The following is a 25,718-nucleotide window of genomic DNA, read 5'->3' on the forward strand; positions in this document are numbered from 1 at the left end:
ATGATTATTATTTGCATGCAAAATTCTGCGTTTTATCATTAACGATCGGCTATCATAAGCGCCGTTTTTTCTACCAAAACTGATGGTTTATTTCGTTAAGGAGAGGTTGCCCGTGAGCAGCGTTGAGGCGGTAGATGTTCGCCGGTTAATCAATCAGGGTAGCCTGAGCGGTGGCCAGATTCGATTGATTGTCCTCTGTTTTATCGTGGTCGCCCTCGATGGCATGGATATCGCCATTATGGGATTCATCGCCCCCTCGCTGAAAACGGCCTGGAACGTGACCAATTCGCAGTTGGGCGTGGTGATCAGCGCGGCACTCATCGGCCTGGCGCTGGGCGCAATGGTTGCCGGGCCGCTGGCCGACCGCTTTGGCCGTCGCTTAATGATTATTTTCAGCGTGCTTTTTTTCGGCCTGTGGACGCTGGCCACCGCGTTTTCCCATTCCATTGAACAGATGGTACTGTTCCGCTTTTTGACCGGGCTGGGGCTGGGCGCAGCCATGCCGAACGTCAGCACGCTGGTTGCCGAATATGCCCCTGAACGCCGACGCTCGTTTATTATCACCGTGGTGTTCTGCGGCTTCACCTTTGGTGCAGCCAGTGGCGGATTTGCCGCGTCCTGGCTGTTGCCGCGCTACAACTGGCATTCCGTCCTGTTATTAGGCGGCATTCTGCCGCTGTTGGTGCTGCCGGTATTAGTAAAGCAGCTTCCTGAATCCGTGCGTTTCCTCATTAGCCGGGGTGCGCCAGCAGAACGCATCCGAACCATTCTGGAACGTATTATCCCCGGCAGCACCCACTCGCATAGCCAGTTTCACGCCTCTGAAGCGGACGCTGCGCAGCCTGAAAAGAATGCCATCGCGACGGTGATTTCCCCCCGTTATCGCACCGGCAGCCTGATGCTGTGGGGCGGCTATTTTATGGGGCTGTTTCTGGTCTATCTGATAGGCAGCTGGCTGCCTTCTTTGGTGAGTAAGCAGGGGATGACCGTTACCCAGGCCGCGATTATTACTGCGATGTATCAAGCGGGCGGCACGCTGGGTTCCTTATTTGCCGGATGGTTGATGGACCGGTTCAATGCCAACCTGGCGTTGGCCGTCATCTACTTTTGCGGTGGCATTGCCATTGTGGCGTTAGGGTTCTCACCGGCACAGGTCACCATAATGAGCAGCATTGCCTTTTTTAGCGGCTTCTGTTTTAACGGGGCCAACACCGGCATGAATGCCTTATCAGCCAGCTATTATCCCACTCATGCCCGCGCGACCGGCTCCAGCTGGATGCACGGTGTTGGACGACTTGGTGCCATCCTGAGCGCGTTTGTGGGAGCCGAAATGCTGACGCTGGGCTGGTCTTTCAACCTGATCTTTTTACTGCTGGCGATTCCAGCCGTGCTCACGACGATAATGCTGGTGATTAAAAACCGTTATGGTTTTAAGCCGATCACAAATTCATGATATTTTCCGCTGGCGACAACGCGTTGGATTACAGTAGCTGCAACGCTCACGCTGTCAGGTGGTTATTATGGATAATTTTTTAAGTGCGGATGCCATCCGTACCGGCTTTTCAAGGGCAATGTCGGACATGTATCAGCAAGAGGTGCCGCTCTACGGCACGCTGATGCAGTTAGTCAAAGAGGTTAATCAGGATACGCTGGCGGCAGATAGTGCATTGCAGCAACGCTTAACCCAGGCTGATGAGATGAGCCGTTTAAACCTGGAACGTCACGGCGCGATTCGCGTCGGCAGTGCTGAAGAGCTGGCCATGTTGCGCCAGATGTTCGCTGTGATGGGCATGTTCCCGGTAGGCTATTACGACCTTTCTCAGGCGGGCGTGCCGGTTCACTCAACCGCTTTTCGTCCCATTGATGACGAGGCACTGCGGCGCAATCCCTTCCGTATCTTCACCTCATTACTGCGACTGGAACTCATCGAGGATCAGGCGCTGCGCGACGACGCCACAACTATTCTGGCTTCGCGGGATATTTTCACCGCAGGCTGCCGCGCGTTGATTAAACAGCATCAGCAGCAGGGCGGACTGACCGAGGCGCAGGCGCAGCAGTTTATCGACGAGGCGTTAGAAACCTTTCGCTGGCACTCACACAGCCTCGTTGAGAGTAAAACCTATCAGGCGCTCAATCAGCAACACCGGTTGATTGCCGACGTGGTGTGTTTCCCTGCCTGTCATATCAACCATCTTACGCCACGCACGCTGGACATTGACCGCGTCCAGGCGTTAATGCCGGCACGCGGTATCGATCCCAAAGCGGTTATTGAAGGCCCACCACGGCGCAGCGTCCCCATTTTACTGCGTCAGACCAGTTTTAAAGCGCTGGAAGAACCTGTGGTTTTCAAAGATGGCTATCAGGGCACCCACACTGCACGTTTTGGTGAGATTGAACAGCGCGGAGCCGCCTTAACGCCGCAAGGGCGCGCGCTTTACGATCGGCTGCTGAATGAGGCCGGTAGCGGGGCTGACAATCAACAGCATCAGCAGCAGTTGACCGCCGTATTTCAGGCTTTCCCGGATAACGAAATGCAACTGCGCCAGGCGGGACTCGCCTGGTTTCATTATCGCCTCAGTGACAAGGGGCAGGCGGAACCGCCCCGGCACGGTGAATCACTGGATAGCCTGATCGACCAGGGCCGGGTGCTGGCCGATCCCATTATTTATGAGGATTTTCTGCCGGTGAGTGCGGCAGGTATTTTTCAGTCTAACCTTGGGGATAAAACGCAGGCGCGTTCTGCGGGTCAGGCAAGCCGCAGCAGCTTTGAAACCGCACTGGGCTGTGCCGTACTGGACGAAATGGCGCTGTACGCCGCACGACAACAAGCCTCACTACAGCGGTGTGGCATACAGGCATAACAACATCGGGGCGGCTATCGCCCCGATTTACTCAGCTACTGCAACCGGGAATCGCGTATCAGCGTATATTTCCCCGGGCCCAGCAACATAATGATAAAGGCTCCCAGCAGGAATAGCGCTTCGGTTTCCAGCGCCCAGGCTCCCACGTCCGTGCGGTGCCAGACCGCCCCGGTTTTTACCAGCAGCGTCGCCACCACCATATTTACCGCAATGATAAACGCCGCAGGCCGCGTCATGAATCCCACAATCAGCATGAGCGGAGCAACTATTTCACCCAGCCATGCGCCCCAGGCAAGAAAGCCCGGCAGGCCGTGCTGTCGCAGCAGGTGAGCAATCCAGCCCACGCCGTGTACCAGCTTGAACTCACCGTGAAACAGCAGTAATCCACCCAACGTCAAACGTAACAACAGCTTGCCAAAATCAGGATGATCGGTCATTCGAACAAAAAGTTGATTGATGCCACTGAACATTTTCCGTTCCTCTAACGGGTTAAACGATACGCTGTACTAAACACACGTTCGCGGGTAGCGGTCAACGATGGCGTGCGTAACCGGTGCGTTTTAGGCGTATTTACCGTTCCCCTTTCTGGACAACGGCAAATAGCCTGAAATAATGACAGCGGACGCAGACAAGGAACAACGCATGAAAAATGAAAAGGGCCTGAAGATCACCCTTGCTGACGGAGAGCTGCAGGGCGGCATTGATGAGGGCATCTTCGTGTTTAAAGGCATTCCCTACGCTGCACCGCCAGTGGGGGAACAACGCTGGCGTGCGCCCCAGCCGGTGCTACCCTGGCAGGGCGTACGACGCGCGCTGCACTTTTCTGCCGCAAGCTGGCAGAACCGCGACTATTGTCTTGCCATGGGCGGGGGCGATCCCGGTGATTTCAGCGAGGACTGTCTTTACCTGAATGTCTGGACGCCAGAGCTGCGACCAGAAAAACCCTTGCCGGTGATGGTGTGGCTGCACGGTGGCGGTTTCACGATCGGTTCGGGTGGTCTGGCACCCTATAATGGCAAACCGCTGGCCTCACGCGGGGCGGTGATCGTCACGATTAACTACCGACTGGGCCATCTGGGCTTTTTTGCGCATCCGGCGATGGAAAAGGAGCAGGCGGCGAGCGGCACACTTCATAATTTTGCCCTGCTGGATCAGATCGCGGCATTAAAATGGGTACAGCAGCACATTCACGCCTTTGGCGGCGATGCCAGTAACGTTACGCTATTCGGTGAATCCTCGGGTGCACGTAGCGTGTTATCACTCTGCTGCTCACCGCTGGCGGCTGGTCTTTTCCACAAAGGGATAGTGCAAAGTGCCTACAGCCTGCCTGACGTTCCCCGCGCTGCGGCGCTTAAGAAAGGGGTGAAGGTCGCCACCGGTTTGGGTTTACCCGCTGATGCCAGCATGGAACAGCTCCGCGCGCTGCCTGCCGATGCCTTTTGGGCCCTGGACAGCCGCTATGGACTTGGCCCGGTTGCTATCGCGGGCGATGCGGTTCTGCCTGCCCCTGTGCTGGAGACCTTTATGGCCGGACGCCAGCATCCTCTGCCGCTGATGGCAGGGAGCAACAGCGACGAGGCCAGCGTGCTGGAGTATTTCGGCGTCGATGCCGCCACCGTGGTAGATCGGATTCGCCGCCAAAACCGGTTGAGCTATCGTGTGCTGAAGTGGATTTACCGTGTTGAGCAGGATGCGCTGCTCGGGCGTGCCGCAGCACGCGATATGACCTTTACGCTTCTTCCCTGGCTGGTGATGCGGGCACAGCAAAAAGTCGCTATGCCGGGCTGGCGTTACTGGTTTGATTACGTCTCTGAAAATGCCCGGGATCTCTATCCGCACGGTACCTGGCACGGTAATGAAATCCCCTATGTGATGAATACCCTTGAGAACATGCCCGTAATCAGTGAAGACCGCTGCTTCACGGCTGCAGACCGCGCCTTTGCGCAGCAGGTTAGCGACTACTGGTTCCGCTTCGCCCGCGACGTTAACAGTAAGACGACGCAGCTTGAAGGAGAACGCTCATGGCCCATCTGGCGCGCTGACAATGACGTGACAATGTCACTTGGCGGCGAAGGTAAGGCGTCATTCAGGCTGCTGCGGGGTTTTATGCGTCGCCGCCTGTCTCTGTTTCGCCTGATGATGTCGCGAATGGTGCGGCTGTAGGGCCAGATTCGTCAGTGCCGGATGCACTTGCGGCCACCGCCGGGCCTGATTTTCACTGCAGGCTATGATTTCTTGCCACGCAGCCGTGACCGCATAAAAAAGTATAACAATACCGTTACATTTTCGGCTTTTCTGCCGATATATCCCATACGCCCGGTTTTACGGGTTAACGTTTAAGGGATTTCAGTATGGGTATGCTTAAAAATTTCACTATTCGCGCGGTAATGCTGACGATACTCGGGTTGTTTTGCCTGCTGTGGAGCGGTATCGGTCTGTTCAGCATTCATTCACTTACGTCATTAAGTGACGGCAATGATGTCGACCGCCATATCGTTGAGCAGATGACCGCGTTGAGTAAAGGTAACGATCAGTATTTTCGTATGATCACGCGTTTGTCGCGCGTAATGGAGAAAAAAACGGCCGGTGTGGCGCAAAACGATGAGGCTTTTGCGCCCGTACAACAGGCATTAGACAGCATGTCTCAGCAGTTGACCCTGTTTAAACAGCTTTCTCCTGGCCCGATGGACCCTGCCGTTGCCAATGACGTGATTGATAAATGGCAAAAATTGCTCGACCAAGGCGTTACTGTCCAGCTTCAGCGTGCCCGTCAGGATTCGCTGGATGTCTATCGCCAACAGGCGAATGACGTCACGCCCGCGCTGAGCCGTGCCTTCGGTGCCAGTACTGAAAACTTCAATAAAGTGGCCAGCGTAAAACTGGGGCAAACGCGCGTCGAAGTCGATCGTCTGACCGCGATGACGAAAACAATGATTTCAGTCACGGTGGTGATTGGCTTGCTGATTCTGCTGTTTACCGACCGTTATCTGGTCAAAATGCTGGTCAAGCCGCTGGAAAAAATTCGCGAGCATTTTTCAGTGATTGCCAAAGGTGACCTGAGCAAACCCGTCGAGGATATGGGCCGTAACTGCGTCGGTAAACTGGTGCCGCTGTTGAGCGCCATGCAGGACAGTCTGCGCGAAGCCGTCAGTGCTATTCGCAGCGGTACGGAAAATATTTCACGCGGTGCCGCCGAGATTTCCATTGGTAATAACGATCTGTCATCCCGCACCGAAGAGCAGGCCGCCGCGCTGGAGCAAACCGCTGCCAGTATGGAACAACTGACGGCGACCGTGAAATTCAATGCGGAAAATGCACGTCAGGCCAGCACGCTGACCGAAGCGGCCACGGTAACGGCGAAACAGGGCGGCAGCCTGGTGGGTGAAGTGGTGACCACCATGAACGGCATCTCTGACAGTTCGAAGAAAATTGCAGAGATCACCAACGTCATCAACAGCATTGCTTTCCAGACCAATATTCTGGCGCTCAACGCCGCAGTGGAAGCTGCCCGCGCCGGCGAACAGGGCCGTGGCTTTGCCGTAGTGGCCAGTGAAGTCAGAAACCTGGCGCAACGCAGCGCCGGTGCAGCGAAAGAGATCGCCAGCCTGATTGCCGATTCGGTTGAGCGCGTGGAAAAGGGCGCCCAGTTGGTCAGCACCACCGGCGGCACCATGAGCGGTATCCTGAAGTCGGTTCAGGATGTTGATGCGATCATGAAGCAAATCGCCGAGGCCTCAGAAGAACAAAGCAAAGGCATTTCGCAGGTCGGCACGGCGGTGACCGAAATGGACAGCGTGACGCAGCAAAACGCCGCGCTGGTCGAAGAAGTGTCTGCCGCTGCCAGTGCGCTGGCCCTGCAAACGGAAGCCCTGCAGGCTTCGGTGGCGCAGTTCCGTTTATCCAGTGATGCGCCAGCGGCACTCGTGACCAGCCGAAAACCACCATCAACACCGGCCAGCCCATCGGCACCTCTTCAGCCGAAAACCGCCACCGCGGATAACGGCGACTGGGTAACCTTCTAAGCGAAACCTGTGCACCGCCTTCATCGCGAAGGCGGTGTTTTACAACGGCTTTCCTGATGAACTATTCCGCTGCCAGATAGCACAGCTTCTCTGCCACCTGATAGGACTTCACAAACGAGGTGACGGGCAGAAACTCGAAGCGTGAATGAAAGTTATGCGCGCCCGTAAAGAAGTTCGGTGTTAATAATCCTTTGGCAGAAAGCGCTGCACCATCGGTACCGCCACGCATAGGGATCACTTTGGGCGCAATATCCAGTTCGCGCAGGGCAGCAAAAATCAGATCAACGGCCCGACGATCGTCACCAATAGCGTTGCTAATGTTGCTGTAAATATCGCGAACGGTCATCTCTACCTTGCCCGTGGGATAGCGTGCGGCGATAAGCTCGACAACCTGTTGAAGCTGCTGTTTTCGTGCCGCGAAACTTGTCAGATCGAAATCGCGAATCGATGCGTTAAGCGTTGCAACACTGGCGTTGGCCTGCATTTCGTTAAACCAGATATAGCCTTCACGGCCCTCTGTATGTTCCGGCGTCGCCTGTCTGTCGAAGTGGCTGATAAAATCGTGGGCCATCAGCAAGGGGTTAACCAGCACGCCTTTCCCCGACATCGGATGCGCCGGTACGCCGGTAAAGCGGATTTCCGCTGCGGCCGCGTTGAAGTTCTCATACACCACTTCGCCCAGTTCACAGCAGTCAATCGTCCAGGCAAAATCCACGTTAAAGCGGGCTTCAAGATCCAGCGCTTTAGCCCCGCGCAGGCCAATCTCCTCGTCGGGGACGAACGCCACCACCACATCGCCATGTTTGCCCTGTAAATTCTCCATCAGCGTCATGACGACGCTCACCGCCGCTTTATTATCCGCCCCTAATACGCTGGTGCCGTCGCTGAAAATGATCGGCTGACCGGTGTAGGGCGCGATCTCCGGATGCGCATCCCGACGCAGCCAGATGTCCTGTTGCGGGTTCAGGCAGAGATCCTCTCCTTGCCAGGTCAGGATCTGTGGATGAATGTCAGGGGACAGCCCGACGTCAACCGTATCGATGTGCGTAATAAACCCAATGCGAGGCGCGCCGGGGCAGTTGCCCGGTTTTACCGCGGTCACAGTGGCATGTTCATCAATCACAACCTGCTCAAGGCCCAGCTCGCGCAATTCGTCCGCCAGCAGCTTCGCCATCGCGTGCTGGCTCGGGGTACTCGGCAATGTGCTGGACCTGGCATCACTTTGACTGCTTACCGCCAGGTAACGAAAAAAACGCGTGATCAGTTGCGTCTGAAGTTTGTCGGTCATCACTAATCCTTATTAGTTGACGTACTGCGGGGTTCGCTATGGTGGGGATTCATGCTATCTATCAAACATCTAAATAATTCATTTAGATATTCTGACTAACGGAAGTCAACAGAAAGCGAGGACAATAATGAGAAACAGGCTAACGACCCTGGCACTGCTTACTGCGGGTATTGCTCTGGCGAGCGGCGTCAATGCGAAAACGTTGGTGTACTGCTCAGAAGGCTCCCCGGAGAACTTTAATCCGCAACTTTACACCTCGGGAACCAGCGTGGATGCCAGCGCAGTGCCGGTATTCAACCGCCTGGTAGATTTTAAGCCTGGCACAACGGAACTGATTCCGAGCCTGGCAGAGCGGTGGGACATCAGTCCCGACGGTAAGGTTTATACCTTCCATCTGCGTCATAACGTCAAATTCCAGAGTAATAAGCTGTTTACGCCCAGCCGCGCGTTTAACGCGGATGATGTGATCTTCTCTTTTATGCGCCAGATGGACAGTAAAAATCCCTATCATGCGGTATCGGGTGGCAACTATTCCAACTTCGACAGCCTGGAGTTGGCGACGCTCATCACCCACATCGATCGCGTAGATGACCATACCGTGCGTTTTACGCTGGCTCATCCTGAAGCCCCTTTTCTTGCCGATCTGGCCTGGTATTTTGCCTCCATCCACTCTGCTGAATACGCTGACAAAATGCTGAAGGCGGGCACGCCCGAGAAGGTCGATATGGACCCGATCGGTACCGGGCCTTTCCAGTTGGTTCAGTATCAAAAAGACTCACGCATTCTGTACAAGGCGTTTCCTGACTACTGGCAGGGAAAAGCCAAACTTGATCGGCTGATTTTCAGCATCACGCCTGATGCGGCGGTCCGTTATGCCAAGCTGGAAAAAAATGAGTGTCAGGTGATGCCGTTCCCGAATCCGGCCGATCTCGAAAAAATGCGGCAGAACAAGGACATCACCCTGAAGCAGGCGGCAGGATTGAACACGGGGTTCCTGGCGTTTAATACCACCAAAGCGCCGACAGATAATGTGAAAGTCCGCCAGGCGCTGGCTATGGCGATAAACAAGCCGGCCATTATTGAGGCGATTTTTAAAGGCACAGGTACGGTTGCTAAAAACATCCTTCCGCCGGGTGTATGGAGCGCGGACAAGGATCTTAAGGATTATGACTACGATCCAGAAAAGGCAAAAGCACTGCTGGCAGAGGCTGGCGTGAAGCCGGGTACGGAAATCGCGCTGTGGGCAATGCCGGTTCAGCGCCCTTACAATCCCAACGCGCGCAGGATGGCGGAGATGATTCAGGCTGACTGGGCCAAAGTTGGCATTAAAGCCAATATCGTCAGTTATGAATGGGGCGAATACCTTAAACGCGTGCGCAGCGGCGAACATCAGGCCGCGCTGATGGGCTGGACCACTGCGACGGGCGATCCTGATAACTTCTTCGGGCCGCTCTACAGCTGTACCTCGGCGAAAGGCGGTTCAAACTCTTCAAAATGGTGCTATCAGCCGTTTGAAACGCTGATCACCCAGGCGCGGGCCGAACCGGATCAAAGTAAAAGGACCAGCATGTACCTGCAGGCACAGCAGATGATGCATGATCAAATGCCTGCCGTCATGATTGCGCACTCGACCATTTACGAGCCAGTCCGCAATACGGTCAGCGGCTATGAGGTCGATCCTTTTGGCAAACACATCTTTTATCAGGTCGATATTAAACAGTAACCCATGCTGAGCAGGCTCACAGGGACGTGCGCCGTTTTGCCTGCAAAATATCAGATATGTTGTACATTTAAGAGGTGTTTGATACGAAGTAAGGAAATGGCAATGGCAAACGGTTGGGCTTCAGAAGGGGCGGTACAGGAACAGATCGACAGTACGGTCAACGACGGTATTGAACGCGTACGTCAGTCGCTTGGCCAGGGAGAAAGCGCGACAGAGTGTGAACTTTGCGGTGAGCCGATTCCGGCTGCGCGTCGTCAGGCACTGAAAGGCGTGCGCTACTGTGTCGCCTGTCAGGAAAAAATCGATAAGCAACAAAAAGACAGCAGTCTGTATAACCGTCGCGGCAGTAAAGACAGTCAGCTACGTTAAGCTCAGGAGCCCGGCATGGCCAGGCCACTGCCAATAAACCAGGCGAGAAAACCGATACCGGCCACGATGATAGCGATGGGGAACAACAGACCAATTCTCATGTTTATCCTGTCAGGGTTGTTAGGGATGAATATTCAGGGACACTGTTATTCCGGGGCTACGCCAGCCGTAGCACGGCGCGATGGTTCTTCAGCAACGTAAACAGCTCAAACTGGGTCGCTTCATTAACCGAACGCTGCAGCTCGCCTTTGGTGTACATCATCGTGTGGATATGGCCCAGTTGACGCCACACGACAACGGCAGAGGCGATGAGTGCGCATGAATCCTCGGCCTGAACACATTCTACTGTGGCATGGTGTGTGTCGTCTAAGTCATTAACAAAAATTTTCAACCCATCCGCGGGTAAAATTGCCCGAAAGTCTTCCAGCATCACCTGGCTGACGTTGCGCGATAAATAGAGCGTTAACCATTTTCTCGTCATCATGACACCTGACGTTAATTATTTTCTCTGTTATACGGGGTAAACAGATGTAATGGAAGTGTTGAGATTATTGATGTGATATTAAGTTCTGCGTAGTAACCGACGGGCTTTATAACCCGCAGGTTAAATTCTATTGGCCTAAATCAATGCGCGATACGTTCCTTGATCAATGAGCGATGCATTTTAATTAAGCATTTAATACAACACGTTTAAACCTGTTGATCCTGCACCGCTGGGCGTAACGACCATAAAAAGGGCTAAGAATATAAGCTTAAGGATTGCAGGTATTTTCAGGGGGCATTTTATCGTCGATGGGCGGGTAAACAGGGCCGGGGACTTACTTCCGCCAGACCGATGTCCGGTACGTCAGGCTGGACGGTGCATGACTGTTCAGCAATCTGACCGTTTTCGGTGAGGCGGAACGCAGCGCTATTTCTCAGAATGTCAGAGTGATTCACCCTGATAAGCGGCTATTTAGCAGGGCATAGAAGGGTGCCGGGGTTTTACGTCGCACGGTCTGTGATCTTATTTGAGACGAGCGTGACGGGGAGCAGTAAATAACATCAGGCTCCAGATAAAATCTGAAGCCTGTTATTATCAGCCATTAGAACGTAACTGTGGATAACGTTTGAAAATATAGACACACCATAATAGTGCGGCCAGACCAATCATCGCCCCCACATTACCCACATCAGACAGACTCATATAAGCGCTAACCTGACTGCCTAACAGCGCACCCGCGCCGATGCCGATATTATAAATACCGGACATTAATGACATCGCCACATCCGTGGCATCAGGGGCCAGAGACAGCACGCGGATTTGCATCCCCAGGCCGATCATCATCATGGCCATTCCCCAAATCACGCACAGGGTAATGATAGCCCCAGGGCGGACAGCCGCGAAGATTAACAGCCCCATGCACAGGGTCACCAGGGCGATAGCGGCAATCAGCAGTGCAGAGGGGAATTTTTTACCCAGCGAGCTGAACAACAGGCTGCCGACAATGCCCGCCGAACCAAACAGCAGCAGCAGTAACGTCGTGAACCCCTCGCTGGCGTTGGCGACAAGCTGCATAAAGGGCTCAATGTAGCTGTAGGCGGTGTAGTGCGCGGTCACCACCAACGTCACCAGCAGATACATCCCCACCAGCGCCGGACGGCGGAACAGCAGGGGAACGCTGCTGAGCGATCCCGTGTGCTCGCTGGGCAATCGGGGCAATATGCGGACCAGCATAATCATCAGCACCAATCCAGACAGTCCGATCACGCCGAATGTGGTACGCCAGCCCAGTGCCTGGCCCACAATGCGGCCGATAGGCACGCCCAGCACCATCGCCAGCGCAGTCCCGGTCGCCAGCATGCTCAGCGCCTGGGTCTTTTTACCTGCAGGCGCAACGCGAATGGCCAGCGAAGCCGTAATGGACCAGAACACGGCGTGGGATAGCGCAATGCCAATGCGTGACACGATCAGGGAGCTAAAGCTCCATGCAAACGTCGAGAGCACATGGCTGGCAATAAAGACGCTAAACAGCACTGTTAACAGTAACCGGCGCTCAAAATTTCGCGTCAACAGCATCAAAGGCAGTGACAACAAGGCCACCACCCAGGCATAGATCGTCAGCATAATGCCCACTTCCGATGTTTTCATCGAAAAGCCTGCAGCAATATCTGAAAGCAATCCCACCGGCACGAACTCGGTAGTATTAAAAACAAAAGCGGCGATGGCCAGCAGCACCACGCGTAGCCAGGCCGTTTTACGGGAAACAGTTGTTGATGGCATGAGAAGTTAAATCAGTCTGTGCGTCAAAAATGGATGAGAGTGCTCACCCCATGAGAGTGACCTGCGTCACAATTTAGCGGTTATTGTGGAGGAATTAAGCGCCGGGTGGAACCACCAGGCGCCGATTAAGATGAAATTTTTTAGCCTGACGCCTGCAGGTGGTGTTTATGGCTGGCGATTACGCTGTCCGGGCATCATGCGCCGCAACGTATTATCTTTCAGGGCATAGTGATGAAACAGCGCCGCTGCCACATGCAAGCCAATCAGCCAGTAGCCTAAGGGGGCGAGCGTCTCGTGCCAGTCGGTCAGTGTGTCCGCCAGATCAAAGTCAGGCTCACCGGCCATCGGCATCGGAATGCCAAATAACCACCACTCACGTCCTTTCAGATAACGCGATGCCAGACCCAGCACCGGAAGGGTAATGAAAAGCGCATAAATCAGTGTGTGCGTCAGGTGGGCCAGGCCGGTTTGCCAGCGCGGCACCGGGGGAATAATTGCAGGACTGCGATGACGGATTTTCAGCAACAACCGCGACAACATCACCACCAGAATGGTCGCCCCGGCGCTGAAGTGCGTCACCATCATGGCAAAGCGCTGCCAGGAGCCGCGTTCGACATAGCCGCGCAGCTCCATCGTGGCATAGGCGACGATGAGCAGCAAAACGGTAAGCCAGTGAAGCGCAATTTGAGATGCGGCAAATTTATCACGCATGGTAAATCCCTGTCAGAAAGTAAGGGCTCTAAGATAACGGAAAAAAGCGAAAAAGCTTAACGAATTGACCACTTCTGTCTGGGATGACGAAAGGATGATTGGCCGCGTCAGGCAGCAGAGAGGGGCGATATAAAGGGCAACACGGGAGTGGTTGAGGATGGCGGCCAGGAACCGCCATCGTTACGTCAAACGGGCGCGCGTAATCAGAAATCGACGCCGTGCTTAAGCGCCACACTGTCCTGGGCAGGCTGAGGTTTAGCCGCGGTCACCGGGCAACATTCCTCACAGCCTAAAGAGCCGGGATAATATTTGCGCGCCTGCTGAATGGCGGCGGTCGCCGAATAAAACGTGCCAAGAAACAGCCGACCTTCCAGGTCCGGAAGGTATTTACAGCCATTTGCATGCACAACATGATTATTGTTGTAGCCTGATTGTTTGTTGACGTAATAGTAACGCGCCATTAGGTCTCCCCTTTGCTGTGAATTCAAAGATTACATTAATCTTTGGGATCAAAACGAGTATAGCGGGGAAACGCGTGAAATCAGCAATCACGCTGATAATACGGACAATTCTTGTACAGGAGATATTCCGGGCAGCAAACCACCCGGAATATTTATTAAGATTTGCTAGAGTTTGCGCCTGTGCAACTGCCAGGCAACCCACAGTGCCACCAGCAGTAAAGCGGAGATGAACAGCGTAATACCGCCCCAGCCAAACTGATGCCAGAAAAAGCCGCCTGCCGTGCCAGCCACGCTGGAGCCCACGTAATAGCTGAACAAATACAGCGAAGAGGCCTGACCTTTTGCCCGGCGGGCGCGAGGACCAATCCAGCCGCTGGCAACAGCGTGGGCGGCGAAAAAACCGGCGGTAAACAGCATCATACCGACAAACACCAGCACAAGGGCGTTAAAGGCAGTCAGGAGTAAGCCTGTCAGCATAATCAGGGTAGAACCCAACATCACCGGACCGCGACCAAACTTGTTGGTTAATGCCCCGGCCTTCGGCGAACTCCATGAACCCGTCAGATAGACAACCGACAACAATCCCACCACGGCCTGACTTAAATGCCAGGGCGCGCCCAGCAGGCGATAGCCAATGTAGTTGAACAGCGTCACAAAGGCCCCCATCAATAACAAGCCCTCTGCGAACAGCAGCGGTAATCCCGCATCCCGCCAGTGCAGTCGAAAATTGATCGCCAGATGGCGTGGGCGCAGAGAGGCCGGACGGAAATGACGGGATTCCGGTAAGATTTTCCAGAACATCAGGGCGGCGGCCAGGGCAAAGCAGCCAATTGCCGCGATGGCCACGCGCCATGAAAAAAAGTCGGTTAACACGCCACTGATTAAACGGCCGCTCATACCGCCAATCGAGTTTCCGCTGATATACAGCCCCATGGAAAAGGCGATCACGCTGGGATGAATCTCTTCACTCAGGTAGGTCATCCCTACGGCGGCCACACCGCTCAGCGACAGGCCGATTAACGCCCGCATCAGCAAAATGCCGTGCCAGCTGGTCATGGTGGCCGACAGCAGGGTGCAGATTGACGCCAGCATTAATGCCGTCACCATCACGGACTTACGTCCAATCGCGTCCGACAGCGGGCCAGTAACCAGCAGCCCCAGGGCCATCATTGCGGTTGAAATGGACAAAGAAATGCTGCTCGCGGCGGGTGAAACGCCAAACTGTGTGGAGAGCACCGGCAGAATAGGCTGTACGCAATAGAGCAAGGCAAAGGTCGCCAGCCCGGCAGAGAACAAGGCGAGCGTAACGCGCATAAACGGGCGTGTGCCGCGCACGATGCCGTCAGACGCAGGAACGTCAGACTGTTCCGGCACGTTTCTGTCCAGCGGCAGCGCAGGTGAGGAGCGATTCACAATGGGTCCTTATGAGTAAAAACATAGCGTTACTCTAGAAAAGGCAGATTAGGTTGTCTAATATATTAATAATCTCAAATAAGATGTTTAACATATGAATATAGAGCTGCGTCATCTGCGTTATTTCATCGCCGTTGCGGAAGAACTTCATTTTGGCCGCGCAGCCCAACGCTTACACATCTCGCAACCGCCGCTGAGTCAGCAAATTATGCAGCTTGAGGCGGAAACAGGCGCGCAGCTCTTTAACCGCACCAATCGCAGCGTGCAGCTCACGCCCGCCGGACAGCAGTTTTTGCAGGACGCGCGGGCCATCCTGCTGCAGGTTGATCAGGCAACGCAGCGCGCAGCGCGTTTGCATCGCGGTGAAGAGGGGGAGCTGCGCATTGGCTTTACCTCTTCTGCTGCTTTTATCGGCGTGATGTCGGATGCGCTTTATCGGTTTCGTCAGCGCTGGCCTGAGGTGCATGTTCAGATGCAGGAAATTAATACCCGCCAGCAATTGGCTCCGCTGCATGAAGGGAAACTGGATCTTGGGGTGATGCGTAACACGCCGCTTCCTGCGGATCTGCATCATCAGCTTTTGCTGCGTGAGCCGCTGTGTGCCGTGGTGCATAAAGCGCACCCGCTGGCCGCAGCAGGGCAGATTTCGCTACAGGCACTGGCCAGCGAACCTTTTGTGTTTTTTGATCCCCAGGTGGGAACAGCGCTTTATAGCGAAATTCTTGATCTCCTGCAGCGTTATCAGATCCGGCCCTATATCACTCAGGAAGTCGGTGAAGCGATGACCATATTAGGACTGGTGGCGACCGGGCTGGGCGTTTCCATCCTGCCTTTGTCATTTAGCCACGCGCGCCTCGCGAATGTGGTATGGCTGCCGCTTAAGGAACCGGATGCGCGCTCGGAGATGTGGCTGGTGTGGTCGGGTGAAAGAGAGATGAGCGCGCAGATGACGCATATGATGGCTTTGCTGCGTCGCTAAAGGGCAGCGATCCCACAATGTCAGAAAAATTATGTGTGATAAATCACATATCTAAGCAAATCTTTGCCGTAACAAGCCAATCTGCCGCACCATAGCGGATATTTATTTAGAAGCGCGAAAATAACCGGAGCAGGGTGTGAGTTCGGACAGTCAACCTGGCCATATTGACCAAATCAAACAAATTAATGCGGGGGTCGTTTACCGGTTAATCGATCAGCATGGGCCCATTTCGCGTATTGAACTGTCAAAACGGGCCCAACTGGCCCCTGCCAGCATCACAAAAATCGTGCGGGAAATGCTTGATGCCCACCTGGTTCAGGAAACCGAGTTTCAGGAGCCGGGTGCCCGTGGACGTCCGGCGATTGGCCTTATCCTTGATACGGATGCCTGGCACTATCTGGCTATCCGTTTGCATCGTGGCATATTGACGCTCACCTTACGCGATCTGAGCAGCAGGGCGCGGGTTGAGGATCATCTGCCTTTGCCCGATGACCCAACACAGCCGTTGCTGACGACCCTGACCGACCATGTCGATGCGTTTTTTATTCGGCATCAGAAGCAGTTAGAAAGGCTCACCGCGATTGCCATCACCTTGCCGGGCTTGATTAATGCCGCCTCCGGCGTCGTGCACCGTTTACCGGGTTACCGTTGTCATGACATGCCTCTGGGCAGCACCCTGGCGGCACGCACCGGTCTGCCGGTATTTATCCAGCATGATATCTCAGCCTGGACGCTGGCTGAGTCGTTGTTTGGTGCGTCTCGTGGCGCACAGGACGTGATACAGATTGTGATCGATGAAACCGTCGGCGCGGGTGTGATCACGGGCGGTCAACTGCTGCACAAAAGCGGACGGGCGCTGGTCGAAGTGGGCCATACTCAGGTCGATCCTTACGGTCAGCAGTGCTACTGCGGCAATCACGGCTGCCTGGAGACGGTTGCCAGCACCGGCAGCCTGCTGGCGCTGGTCGCCCAACGGCTGCCAGGCCAGCCTGACAGCCTGTTACATCATCAGGCGTTAACGCTTTCCGCTCTCTGCGAGGCAGCGCAGGCCGGCGATCGGCTCGCCCGGGATGCGATCGCGACGGTGGGACATCACGTTGGCAGAATCCTGGGCATGATGGTCAACATCTTTAATCCTCAACAAATTCTTATAGGTTCGCCGCTAAATCAGGCGGCAGATATTTTATTTCCCGCCGTACAGAACACGATTCATCAGCAATCTTTACCTGCTTACAGCGCTGAAATTCAGCTAGCACCGACTGAATTTACTGAGCCTGGCACACTTGGCGCCGCCGCCTTGATCAAGGATTCACTCTACAGTGGTTACCTGTTAGTTAAGTTACTGCAAGGTTAAGCATCACTAACCTTGCGCTAACGCAATCTGCCCGGCCTTTTCCTTCCTTAGAATGTTAATTCGCACGAAAGCCTAATCGTCGATTAGCCCATACCGCTTGTGAAGGAGAAGTCGAGTGAAAACGCTATTTATTACTGGAACCGATACCGAAGTGGGAAAAACCGTGGTCTCACGCGCGCTGCTACAAAGTTTTAGCCAGGCGAACGAGCGGGCAGCGGGTTACAAACCTGTTGCCCGCTGCGGGGTCAGGACAGAAGAGGGCCTGAGAAACAAGGACGGTTTATTTTTGCAAAACGCCTCTTCCCTTGCGCTGCCGTATCATGCCGTCAATCCGGTGATTTTTGAGAAAGAGGAAATTTGCGGCTATCCGCCTGAAAAGGTGGACTATGCGCAAATCACCCAAGGGCTGCAGCACCTCAATCAGCTTGTCGACCGCGTGGTGGTCGAAGGCACCGGTGGCTGGCGCAGCCTGATGAACGATACGCAACCGCTTTCGACCTGGGTGGTCGAGCAGCAACTGCCGGTGATCTTAGTCGTCGGTATTAAGTTAGGCTGCATCAGCCATGCGCTGCTGACGGCCGAGGCGATTCTGGCAGACGGTTTACCGCTTGTGGGTTGGGTCGCAAATCGTATTAATCCCGGACTGGCGCACTATGCCGATATCATTGCTGTCCTGCGTGAACAGATTTCCGCGCCCCTTCTGGGTGAGTTGCCTTATTTACCGCGCGCAGAGCAACGCGACCTGTCGCCATATCTTGATATCTCGCGGCTTAATGCGGATAACCTGCATTTTGCCCGTGCAAAAATAGCCTGATATAAACCGCAATATCAGGGTAGTCCGCTAATCAGAACGCTTTATTTTTTCAGACGTGATGTGTCTGAGAGCACCAACAGACAGTGATATGGGATGAGAAGCAAGGTCAATCATAAAAGGGCCGCAATGCGATTGCGGCCCTGATTCGTTACGGGTTCAGACGACGACGTGTTCGCCCTGAGCTGAGATAGTCAGCAATATAATCCTGAGAAATTTCCCCGCTGTAGCGTCCATCCTCATCCACAATTGGCATCCATACAGTGTTGTGCTCATAGAGTTTTGACAGCACCACACGCAGGTTTTCCTCGGCTTTGCCGGTGACTTTAAAGGTATGCAGCATCTCTTCGCAGCGACCGCTGGCATTTCGTGCTTCGCGACGTTTCACAAAACCTAATGGCTTACCGTCGTCGTCCACCACGGTAATGGAACGCATGTCGTTGTCGTCCATGGTGCCAAAGGCCTCCGTTAACGGCGTTGAGCGTTTCACCGTGATCGTTGGCTGCTGGTCGGTGACATCGCCGGCCTGAACTAACAGCAGACGCTTCAGGGTACGGTCCTGACCGACGAACGAGCCAACAAACTCGTTTGCTGGCGTTGCCAGCAACTCATCCGGGCTGGCGCACTGGACAATTTTGCCCTGACCGAAGACCGCGATACGATCGCCAAGCTTTAACGCTTCATCAATATCGTGGCTGACCAGCATCACCGTTTTCTTTAACTGGCGCTGCATATCCAGAAACTCGTTCTGAATCACTTCCCGGTTTATCGGGTCTACCGCGCCGAAAGGCTCATCCATCAGCAGCACCGGTGGATCCGCCGCCAGCGCGCGGATCACCCCGATACGTTGCTGCTGGCCCCCGGACATTTCGCGCGGATAGCGGTGCAGGAACTTGTGCGGATCAAGCGCCACCATGCTCATCAACTCCGTTGCCCGCTCGCGGCACTGCTTCTTATCCCAGCCCAGCATGCGTGGCACGACGGTAATGTTCTCTTCAATCGTCATATTGGGGAACAGGCCGATTTGCTGGATCACGTAACCGATATTGCGGCGCAGGGTGGTGGTGTCCTGCGTACTGGTATCTTCGCCGTTAATTAAAATCCGGCCGCTGGTGGCGGGAATCAACCGGTTAATCATTTTCAGCGTGGTGGTTTTACCACAGCCGGAAGGGCCCAGGAGCACACACATTTCTCCGGCGGGAACTTCCAGACTCACATTGTCCACCGCTTTCATCAGCGTGCCATTTTTCTGGCTGAAGGTTTTCGTCAGATTTTCAAGTTTTATCATTATCGAATTCCCTTAGGAGTCAGCGCCAGCTGCAAACGGTGCAGCAGCCAGTCAAGAACAATAGCCAACAGACAAATCATCAGCGCCCCGGCGATCAGCATACGAATATCACTGCCGCTAATACCATCCAGCAACAGCATGCCCAGGCCGCCCGCGCCGATTACTGCAGCGATAGCCATCACGCCGACGTTCATGACCACAGCGGTACGGATACCACCGAAGATCACCGGGAGCGCCATGGGAATCTCCACCCAACGCAGGCGCTGCCAGAACGTCATGCCAATGCCGCGACCGGCTTCACGCAGGCCATCTGGCAGATTCTCCAGCGCGGTGTGGGTATTACGCACAATAGGCAGTAATGAGTAGAGGAACACCGCTGTGATAGCGGGCAAGGCACCGATTCCCTTACCAATAAGGGAGAACAGCGGAATCATCAGGCCAAACAGGGCAATGGTTGGGATGGTCAGTACAATCGTGGCAACCCCAAGCACCGGCGTTGCCAGCCATTTGAACCGCACGATCAAAATGCCAAGCGGCACGCCAATCACAATGGCGCATCCCACCGCGACCAGCACCAGCCAGGTATGTTGCCAGGTGAGCGTGAGCAGGTTATTCCAGTTATCAATGATGTAATGAAGGGTATCCATGATGCCTCCTTACAGCATGTTTTTGGATTGAAGGAAATCGCGCGCCACCTGTTCAGGTGACTGGTGGTCGATGTCCACCCGCTTGTTCATCTCGGTGATGGCCTCGTCGGTAATCAGCGGGGAAAGCTGATTCAGCGCCGCCTCAAGACCGGGATGGCTCTCCAGGACGTCTTTACGCACCACCGGCGTCACGTTGTAGCTGGGGAAGAAGTGTTTATCGTCTTCCAGCACCTTAAGATCGAACCCTTTCACGCGCCCGTCCGTGGTGTAAATCAGCCCGGCATCAACAAAACCATCGCGTACAGCGTTGTAGACCAGGCCCGGGTCCATCTGGCGAATCTGTGGCCTGTCGAGCGTCAGGTTATAGGCCTTCTGCAGGGGCTTCATCCCATCGGAACGGCCATAAAATTCCAGGTCCAGACCAAGACGCCAGTTATGTTTTGGGTCCGTTTTTCGCACCTGTTCCATTTTTGCAACCAGTTGCGACAGAGTAGAAATGCCTTCTTTTTCAGCCCGGGCGCGCTGCATAGCAAAGGCATAGGTGTTGTTCATCGGGGCCGGTTTGAGCCAGATAAGGCCCAGTTTGGCATCCAGATTTTTAACGGTGTTGTAAGCCTCCTCAGAGGACATCGGTTTGTTGATATGGTTGAAGATAATCAGCGAGGTACCCGTGTATTCCCAGGTCATGTCGATCTGCTTGTTGATCATGGCATTACGACTGATGGTGGTCGCGATGTTGCGTTTCGGGACAACGTCAAAGCCTTTCTTTTGCAGCCACATCACCGTCATGGCAGACAGAATGTGTTGCTCGGTAAAGCTTTTTGTCGCGAGCACCAGTGGTGTGGCGGCTTGTACGGTCTGGCTGAGTGCCAGCGTGGTCATCAATGCCAGAGTACAGCTCTTAATCCAGCGCGTTAGCATTACAAACCCCTTATTGTTATGCCGCAGCGTGCGGACTGAGATAGCGCCCTAATGACGCCAGTAGCATATCCAGCACCAGTGCAACCAGCGCGGTTGCAACCGCACCCAGAATAAGCACAGGGAAGTCGTTAAGATAAATGCCGGGGAAAATCAGCTCGCCGAAACTGCTGGCGCCAATCAGGAACGCCAGCGGGGCGGTGCCTACGTTAATGGCCGTGGCGATGCGCACGCCAGCCAGAATTACCGGTAAGGCGTTAGGGATTTCAACCTGACGCAGGCGTTGCCACTTTGTCATACCGATGCCGTTTGCCGCCTCGAGCAGGGAAGGCGGCACTGCGCTGAGTCCGGAATAGGTGTTACGGACAATCGGCAGTAAGGAGGCCAGAAACAGCGCGATCAGGGCAGGCTTGTCACCGATGCCGATGACCACCATGGCCAGCGCCAGTACGGCCAGCGGCGGCAGCGTATTGCCGACGTTAAAGATTTGCATCACATATTCTGCCCAGCGACGTGCAAAAGGGCGGCTGAGCAGGATACCGCTGGGAATACCGACTAGCAGCGCGAACAGCATTGACCAAAACACCAAAAACAGGTGCTGCTGTCCAAGGTAAATCAGATCGACTCTGCGGGCGACCAGTGTATCCCAGCCAAGCCCCCAGACCAGTGCGCCCAACACTGCTACAACAGCAAGCAGCGCAAGACCGGCACGTTTGGCCAGTGAAGCGTTATGCATATGGATTCTCCCTGTTAACAGATCTGTTGTTATACATACCCAAAACAGCATGACAAAAGCGGCTAAATTGATTGCAGCTTCCAAAACCATGACTGTCGCTAAAGATCGAAAACCGCTGCCATTTTCTGCGTAATTTCAGCAACTGCAGAAAATACAGCTTTATTCCTATAGCAGCGCCAAGCGAAGCGCGCCAGTTTTTATCGGAAAAATCAGGAAGATAGGAATAGCCCAAAAGCGCCTCAGCCCTTATAGCAACTGGTTTAAGGGCGAAACTACCTAAAAACGCATCTATTAGGTGACGGTGTCACATATTGAGTTGAAGTGATTCCTGTCGCGCTAAATTTGCGCTAGCCTTAGAGGACTCAAAAAGGGAGCATCATGACCAACAGCACCTCCGCACCATCGCGCCGTCACTGGATTCTTTTTGCCTGTATGCTGGCGATGTTTATGGCGGCCATTGAAGTCACTATTGTGGCGACCGCGATGCCCACCATTGTGGCTGACCTGGGCGGCTTTTCGCAGTTCGGCTGGGTTTTCTCGGTCTATCTCCTGACGCAGGCGGTAAGCGTGCCGCTCTATGGACGGCTGGCCGACCTGTGGGGACGAAAAAAGATGCTGTTCCTTGGCATCACCCTCTTTCTAATGGGGTCCGTGCTCTGCGGCTTTGCCCAAAGTATGCTTTGGCTGATTATTTTCCGCGCGTTCCAGGGACTGGGTGCCGGTGCCATCATGCCGCTGAGTTCCACCATCGTGGCCGACGTCTATTCCCCGCGTGAACGGGCCAGCGTGCAGGGCTGGTTGTCCAGCGTGTGGGGCGTCGCCGCCATTATCGGCCCGTTGTCTGGCGCATGGCTGGTTCAGCACTTTAGCTGGTCAGTGATTTTCTGGGTCAACGTACCGATTGGCATGATCAGTATGCTGATGCTGGCGGCGCTGTTGCCCGCTCACCCGCAGAAAGCTCAGCCGTCTCAGTCCCTGAATCTGACCGGCAGCGGCTGGCTGACGTTATGTATCAGCGCCGTACTGATTGCGCTGTTGCAGGCGGAGCAGTTGGGATACTGGCTGTTGCTGTTTTTACTCATTGGCCTGGTGGCGGGTTGGCAGTTAACCCGCCATGAGCAGCGCACCCGGTCGCCATTGTTTCCGTTAGTCATCTGGAAGAGCCGGCTTATCATCGCAGGAAACTTAGGCAATCTGGTGATTGGTGCGACCATGATGGGCGTCAGCGCTTTTCTGCCGACCTGGATTCAGGGCGTGACGGGAGGATCGCCGCTTCAGGCGGGGACCGCGCTGGCGATGATGTCGATAGGCTGGCCGCTGGCAAGCACCCTGAGTGGCCGGTTGATGCTGGTGACATCCTACCGCTTTACCGCGCTGTTGGGCGCGCTGTTGCTGATTAGCGGCAGCGCCTTGCTGCTGCTGTTACACCGAGAAAGCTCGCTGTTTCAGGCCGGATTTACGGCGTTTGTCATCGGCACCGGCATGGGAATGACCAGCACGACCTTTCTGGTGTCCGTGCAGAATCATGCTGATTATGACGTGCGCGGTATTTGTACCGCGTCGGTCATGTTTAGCCGCATGATCGGTTCGGCGTTGGGTACGGCGGTGATGGGTGCCGTGCTGAATCTGAATCTGCAGTGGCGACTGCCGCAGGCGCAGGACCCGGTTCAGCAAATCATGTCACAGGAAACCCGTGATCGGCTGGCCCCCGATGTCCTGCAACATATGCTGCAGGCCATTGCCGCATCGCTGCATTCGGTATTTATCGTGGCGTTGGTGATTGCGTTACTGACGATGTGGGTAGCATGGAAAATGCCGCGCCAACAGCCACAGCAGGCTGAATAAGGCGGGAGCAGCAGTAACGCGTTGCGTGACAGGCGGTCAGAGGGATAGCGCGAAAAGAAAGGGCGACAGTTATCGTCGCCCTGAACGTTATTGTGTTGAGGTATCTTGCGAGCTGCCTGCGCTGTCCGGTACAGATGCACCTTCATCGCGGCCCAGCTTTTTATAGACAATTTTCTGGCTGTCGTTGTCGCAATGACCGACCACCTGACCGCCCGCCTGATCAACCTGATCGTTGGCGACCACGTCAAGGCTAAAGCCAGATTCGGGCACACCGTTTTGAATGATTTTCTGGCTGATATCCGCTTTTACAGATTCGCAGGATGCCTGAGCCAGCAAGGGGAATGCCAAAAACGTCGCGGTCAGTAATGCAGTCTTGATCTTCATAACCCTTTCCTTTTGTCATGCGTCAGTCATTACTATAGCTGAAATTTACGGCAGTACCGGGCGGCCTGTGCGGCGATCTAAACAGCGCAGCGTGTTCGGTTCCCAGTAAGCATTCAGGTTAGCACTTTGTTCGCACTTATCCCGTGTGTCGAAGGCGCGATCGGCCTTATCGAACTCTTTTTCCACCCGATTGTTCACTTTATTACGCAGCATATGCGTATCATTCCACTGCTCTTTACTCTGGCGTGCCGCTTCGTTATTCAGCGCGCTGCTGCCGTTTTCAATAATCAGGTGATCGGTAGCTGCACTCACAGACAGGGCGGTCGCAGAAAGCAGGGCCACCATCAGAACCGGAACCAATTTTTTCATCGTAATATCCTTCGATTAACTCTGCTTTTACCTATGGGTAAAACTATTGCATCAAATGAGGATAGTATACCATTGACGATTACTTGCTCACCAGTTGTGTGCATGTTGTTTACCTGTCAGAGAGATTATCGTGCTGCTCAAAACCACCTTCCTGTTTTTTATAACCGCACTGGCGGAAATTATTGGCTGTTTTCTGCCGTGGCTCTGGTTGAAGAAGGGCGCCTCTGTCTGGTTGTTATTTCCTGCTGCATTAAGCCTGGCGCTGTTTGTCTGGTTGCTCACCTTACATCCTGCCGCCAGCGGACGTGTTTATGCGGCTTACGGCGGCGTTTATGTGCTGACGGCGTTGCTGTGGCTGCGCGTAGTCGACGGGGTCAGGCTGAGCGTATGGGACTGGAGTGGCGCACTCATTGCTCTGAGCGGCATGGTAATTATCGTGGTGGGTTGGGGCAAAGCGTAAACGCCAGCCCGGGCGGCTGGCGCTGCGATCAGGGTTTGTGGACTTTCAGTCCCGCCAGGGTCTGACTGACAGGCATCATTTCCAGAGTGTTAATGTTGACGTGCTTCGGCAGTGTCGCCACCCAGTAAACGGCTTCGGTGACATCTTCCGGCGTCAGGGCTGTCGCGCCTTCGTAAACCCGATCGGCCTTGTCATCGTCGCCTTTAAAGCGCACGTTGGAAAACTCGGTACCGCCGACCAGGCCCGGCTCAATATCGGTCACGCGCAGTGCCGTGCCGTGCAAGTCGGTACGTAAGTTAAGGCTGAACTGGCGCACAAATGCCTTGGTTGCCCCATAGACATTGCCCCCGGCATAAGGCCAACTCCCGGCAATGGAACCAATATTAATAATGTGGCCGACGTTACGCTCTACCATGGCAGGCAAGACGGCGCGCGTCATATAGACCAGCCCTTTGGTATTGGTGTCGATCATATTTTCCCAGTCATTCACATCTGCCCGGTGCGCCGGTTCGATGCCCAGCGCCAGGCCCGCGTTATTCACCAGAACATCAATATGACGCCACGCATCAGGCAACTGCGTGATGGCTTCTTCAATGGATGCCCGGTTACGCACATCTAACTGAACGGTATACAGATTGTCGCCCAATTCCGCTTTTAGCGCCTTCAGGCGTTCTGCACGACGTCCACTGGCGATGACCTTATGACCGGTTTCGATGAACCGGCGGGTAATGCTTTGGCCAAATCCTGCGGTGGCCCCCGTAACAAATATAATCATCTCGCTTTTCCCTTATCCCGTTTCGTGGTGTTTGCATCACC

The 25,718-nt window shown here is 54.6% G+C and carries 26 protein-coding genes; 11 read left to right on the forward strand and 15 right to left on the reverse strand.

Features of this window, described 5'->3' with window-relative positions:
- The first annotated feature begins 112 nt into the window (after positions 1-112).
- Positions 113-1,453 carry an aromatic acid/H+ symport family MFS transporter gene (locus FBY13_RS00380; RefSeq protein ID WP_063879710.1) on the forward strand — a complete coding sequence of 447 codons (1,341 nt, stop codon included), beginning with the start codon at positions 113-115 and terminating at the stop codon, positions 1,451-1,453.
- Between the two features lie 67 nt (positions 1,454-1,520).
- Positions 1,521-2,861 carry a VOC family protein gene (locus tag FBY13_RS00385; protein ID WP_145393187.1) on the forward strand — a complete coding sequence of 447 codons (1,341 nt, stop codon included), beginning with the start codon at positions 1,521-1,523 and terminating at the stop codon, positions 2,859-2,861.
- 35 nt (positions 2,862-2,896) lie between these two features.
- Here FBY13_RS00385 and FBY13_RS00390 read toward each other — a convergent pair whose 3' ends face one another.
- Positions 2,897-3,331, reverse strand: coding sequence for a DoxX family protein (locus tag FBY13_RS00390; RefSeq protein ID WP_096010560.1), 435 nt, complete (start codon positions 3,329-3,331; stop codon positions 2,897-2,899).
- Positions 3,332-3,503: 172 nt separating this feature from the next.
- Between FBY13_RS00390 and FBY13_RS00395 the strand changes: the two genes are divergently transcribed.
- Positions 3,504-5,024, forward strand: a complete 1,521-nt coding sequence (locus tag FBY13_RS00395; protein ID WP_145393188.1) for a carboxylesterase/lipase family protein — start codon at positions 3,504-3,506, stop codon at positions 5,022-5,024.
- A gap of 188 nt (positions 5,025-5,212) precedes the next feature.
- Complete coding sequence (locus FBY13_RS00400) at positions 5,213-6,883, forward strand: methyl-accepting chemotaxis protein (protein WP_109716389.1); 1,671 nt, start codon at positions 5,213-5,215, stop codon at positions 6,881-6,883.
- 61 nt (positions 6,884-6,944) lie between these two features.
- On the opposite strand, the gene pepT is transcribed toward FBY13_RS00400, so the two are convergent.
- Positions 6,945-8,171 (reverse strand): peptidase T, encoded by a 1,227-nt coding sequence (gene pepT / locus FBY13_RS00405; RefSeq protein ID WP_063879705.1) that lies wholly within the window; start codon positions 8,169-8,171, stop codon positions 6,945-6,947.
- A 127-nt stretch (positions 8,172-8,298) separates the two neighbouring features.
- On the opposite strand from pepT, the gene FBY13_RS00410 reads away from it, so the two are divergent.
- A complete protein-coding gene (locus tag FBY13_RS00410) occupies positions 8,299-9,894 on the forward strand; it encodes an ABC transporter substrate-binding protein (protein ID WP_063879704.1) in 1,596 nt (531 codons plus the stop codon).
- 102 nt (positions 9,895-9,996) lie between these two features.
- Entirely contained in the window at positions 9,997-10,263 is a 267-nt protein-coding gene (locus FBY13_RS00415) for a DksA/TraR family C4-type zinc finger protein (RefSeq protein WP_063879703.1), read from the forward strand.
- A gap of 2 nt (positions 10,264-10,265) precedes the next feature.
- Here FBY13_RS00415 and FBY13_RS00420 read toward each other — a convergent pair whose 3' ends face one another.
- The 6 genes from FBY13_RS00420 to FBY13_RS00445 form a co-directional block, all read right to left on the reverse strand.
- Complete coding sequence (locus FBY13_RS00420; protein WP_015700245.1) at positions 10,266-10,364, reverse strand: YoaK family small membrane protein; 99 nt, start codon at positions 10,362-10,364, stop codon at positions 10,266-10,268.
- Between the two features lie 56 nt (positions 10,365-10,420).
- Complete coding sequence (locus tag FBY13_RS00425; protein ID WP_063879702.1) at positions 10,421-10,744, reverse strand: hypothetical protein; 324 nt, start codon at positions 10,742-10,744, stop codon at positions 10,421-10,423.
- 597 nt (positions 10,745-11,341) lie between these two features.
- Positions 11,342-12,526 carry a sugar transporter gene (locus tag FBY13_RS00430; RefSeq protein ID WP_063879701.1) on the reverse strand — a complete coding sequence of 395 codons (1,185 nt, stop codon included), beginning with the start codon at positions 12,524-12,526 and terminating at the stop codon, positions 11,342-11,344.
- A 165-nt stretch (positions 12,527-12,691) separates the two neighbouring features.
- Positions 12,692-13,237: a cytochrome b561 gene (cybB, locus tag FBY13_RS00435; RefSeq protein ID WP_063879700.1), complete on the reverse strand. Its 546-nt coding sequence runs from the start codon at positions 13,235-13,237 to the stop codon at positions 12,692-12,694.
- A 203-nt stretch (positions 13,238-13,440) separates the two neighbouring features.
- The gene (locus FBY13_RS00440) at positions 13,441-13,698 is read right to left on the reverse strand and encodes a hypothetical protein (RefSeq protein ID WP_096010563.1); all 258 of its coding nucleotides are present in this window, start codon (positions 13,696-13,698) and stop codon (positions 13,441-13,443) included.
- 165 nt (positions 13,699-13,863) lie between these two features.
- Positions 13,864-15,111: an MFS transporter gene (locus tag FBY13_RS00445; protein ID WP_109716383.1), complete on the reverse strand. Its 1,248-nt coding sequence runs from the start codon at positions 15,109-15,111 to the stop codon at positions 13,864-13,866.
- Positions 15,112-15,205: 94 nt separating this feature from the next.
- On the opposite strand from FBY13_RS00445, the gene FBY13_RS00450 reads away from it, so the two are divergent.
- From FBY13_RS00450 to bioD, 3 genes are all read left to right on the forward strand, one after another.
- Positions 15,206-16,090: a LysR family transcriptional regulator gene (locus FBY13_RS00450; protein WP_145393189.1), complete on the forward strand. Its 885-nt coding sequence runs from the start codon at positions 15,206-15,208 to the stop codon at positions 16,088-16,090.
- A 136-nt stretch (positions 16,091-16,226) separates the two neighbouring features.
- Positions 16,227-17,444 carry an ROK family transcriptional regulator gene (locus FBY13_RS00455; protein WP_096010566.1) on the forward strand — a complete coding sequence of 406 codons (1,218 nt, stop codon included), beginning with the start codon at positions 16,227-16,229 and terminating at the stop codon, positions 17,442-17,444.
- 115 nt (positions 17,445-17,559) lie between these two features.
- Complete coding sequence (gene bioD / locus FBY13_RS00460) at positions 17,560-18,258, forward strand: dethiobiotin synthase (RefSeq protein WP_063879695.1); 699 nt, start codon at positions 17,560-17,562, stop codon at positions 18,256-18,258.
- A gap of 148 nt (positions 18,259-18,406) precedes the next feature.
- Here bioD and osmV read toward each other — a convergent pair whose 3' ends face one another.
- The 4 genes from osmV to FBY13_RS00480 are packed head-to-tail and all read right to left on the reverse strand — an operon-like array spanning position 18,407 to position 21,844.
- Entirely contained in the window at positions 18,407-19,543 is a 1,137-nt protein-coding gene (osmV, locus tag FBY13_RS00465) for an osmoprotectant ABC transporter ATP-binding protein OsmV (RefSeq protein ID WP_063879694.1), read from the reverse strand.
- Positions 19,543-20,190 carry an osmoprotectant ABC transporter permease OsmW gene (osmW, locus tag FBY13_RS00470; protein WP_096010567.1) on the reverse strand — a complete coding sequence of 216 codons (648 nt, stop codon included), beginning with the start codon at positions 20,188-20,190 and terminating at the stop codon, positions 19,543-19,545. The genes osmV and osmW overlap by 1 nt, the downstream gene beginning before the upstream one ends.
- A 9-nt stretch (positions 20,191-20,199) precedes the next feature.
- Entirely contained in the window at positions 20,200-21,111 is a 912-nt protein-coding gene (locus FBY13_RS00475) for a glycine betaine ABC transporter substrate-binding protein (protein ID WP_063879692.1), read from the reverse strand.
- Positions 21,112-21,127: 16 nt separating this feature from the next.
- Positions 21,128-21,844 carry an ABC transporter permease gene (locus FBY13_RS00480; RefSeq protein WP_063879691.1) on the reverse strand — a complete coding sequence of 239 codons (717 nt, stop codon included), beginning with the start codon at positions 21,842-21,844 and terminating at the stop codon, positions 21,128-21,130.
- A 378-nt stretch (positions 21,845-22,222) separates the two neighbouring features.
- Between FBY13_RS00480 and FBY13_RS00485 the strand changes: the two genes are divergently transcribed.
- On the forward strand, positions 22,223-23,689 hold the full coding sequence (locus FBY13_RS00485) for an MDR family MFS transporter (protein WP_109716381.1): 1,467 nt from the start codon (positions 22,223-22,225) through the stop codon (positions 23,687-23,689).
- 87 nt (positions 23,690-23,776) lie between these two features.
- Here the strand turns inward: FBY13_RS00485 and FBY13_RS00490 are convergent, their stop codons facing one another.
- Positions 23,777-24,073, reverse strand: a complete 297-nt coding sequence (locus FBY13_RS00490) for a DUF1161 domain-containing protein (protein ID WP_063879689.1) — start codon at positions 24,071-24,073, stop codon at positions 23,777-23,779.
- 45 nt (positions 24,074-24,118) lie between these two features.
- Entirely contained in the window at positions 24,119-24,442 is a 324-nt protein-coding gene (locus tag FBY13_RS00495; RefSeq protein ID WP_063879688.1) for a DUF1283 family protein, read from the reverse strand.
- Positions 24,443-24,575: 133 nt separating this feature from the next.
- Between FBY13_RS00495 and FBY13_RS00500 the strand changes: the two genes are divergently transcribed.
- The gene (locus FBY13_RS00500) at positions 24,576-24,902 is read left to right on the forward strand and encodes a YnfA family protein (protein ID WP_063881184.1); all 327 of its coding nucleotides are present in this window, start codon (positions 24,576-24,578) and stop codon (positions 24,900-24,902) included.
- A gap of 28 nt (positions 24,903-24,930) precedes the next feature.
- Here FBY13_RS00500 and ydfG read toward each other — a convergent pair whose 3' ends face one another.
- Positions 24,931-25,677, reverse strand: a complete 747-nt coding sequence (gene ydfG / locus FBY13_RS00505) for a bifunctional NADP-dependent 3-hydroxy acid dehydrogenase/3-hydroxypropionate dehydrogenase YdfG (RefSeq protein WP_063879687.1) — start codon at positions 25,675-25,677, stop codon at positions 24,931-24,933.
- Between the last annotated feature and the right edge of the window lie 41 nt (positions 25,678-25,718).

Origin of the sequence: Pantoea sp. SJZ147 (assembly GCF_007828605.1) — a bacterium.
Taxonomy (GTDB): Bacteria; Pseudomonadota; Gammaproteobacteria; order Enterobacterales; family Enterobacteriaceae; genus Pantoea; species Pantoea allii.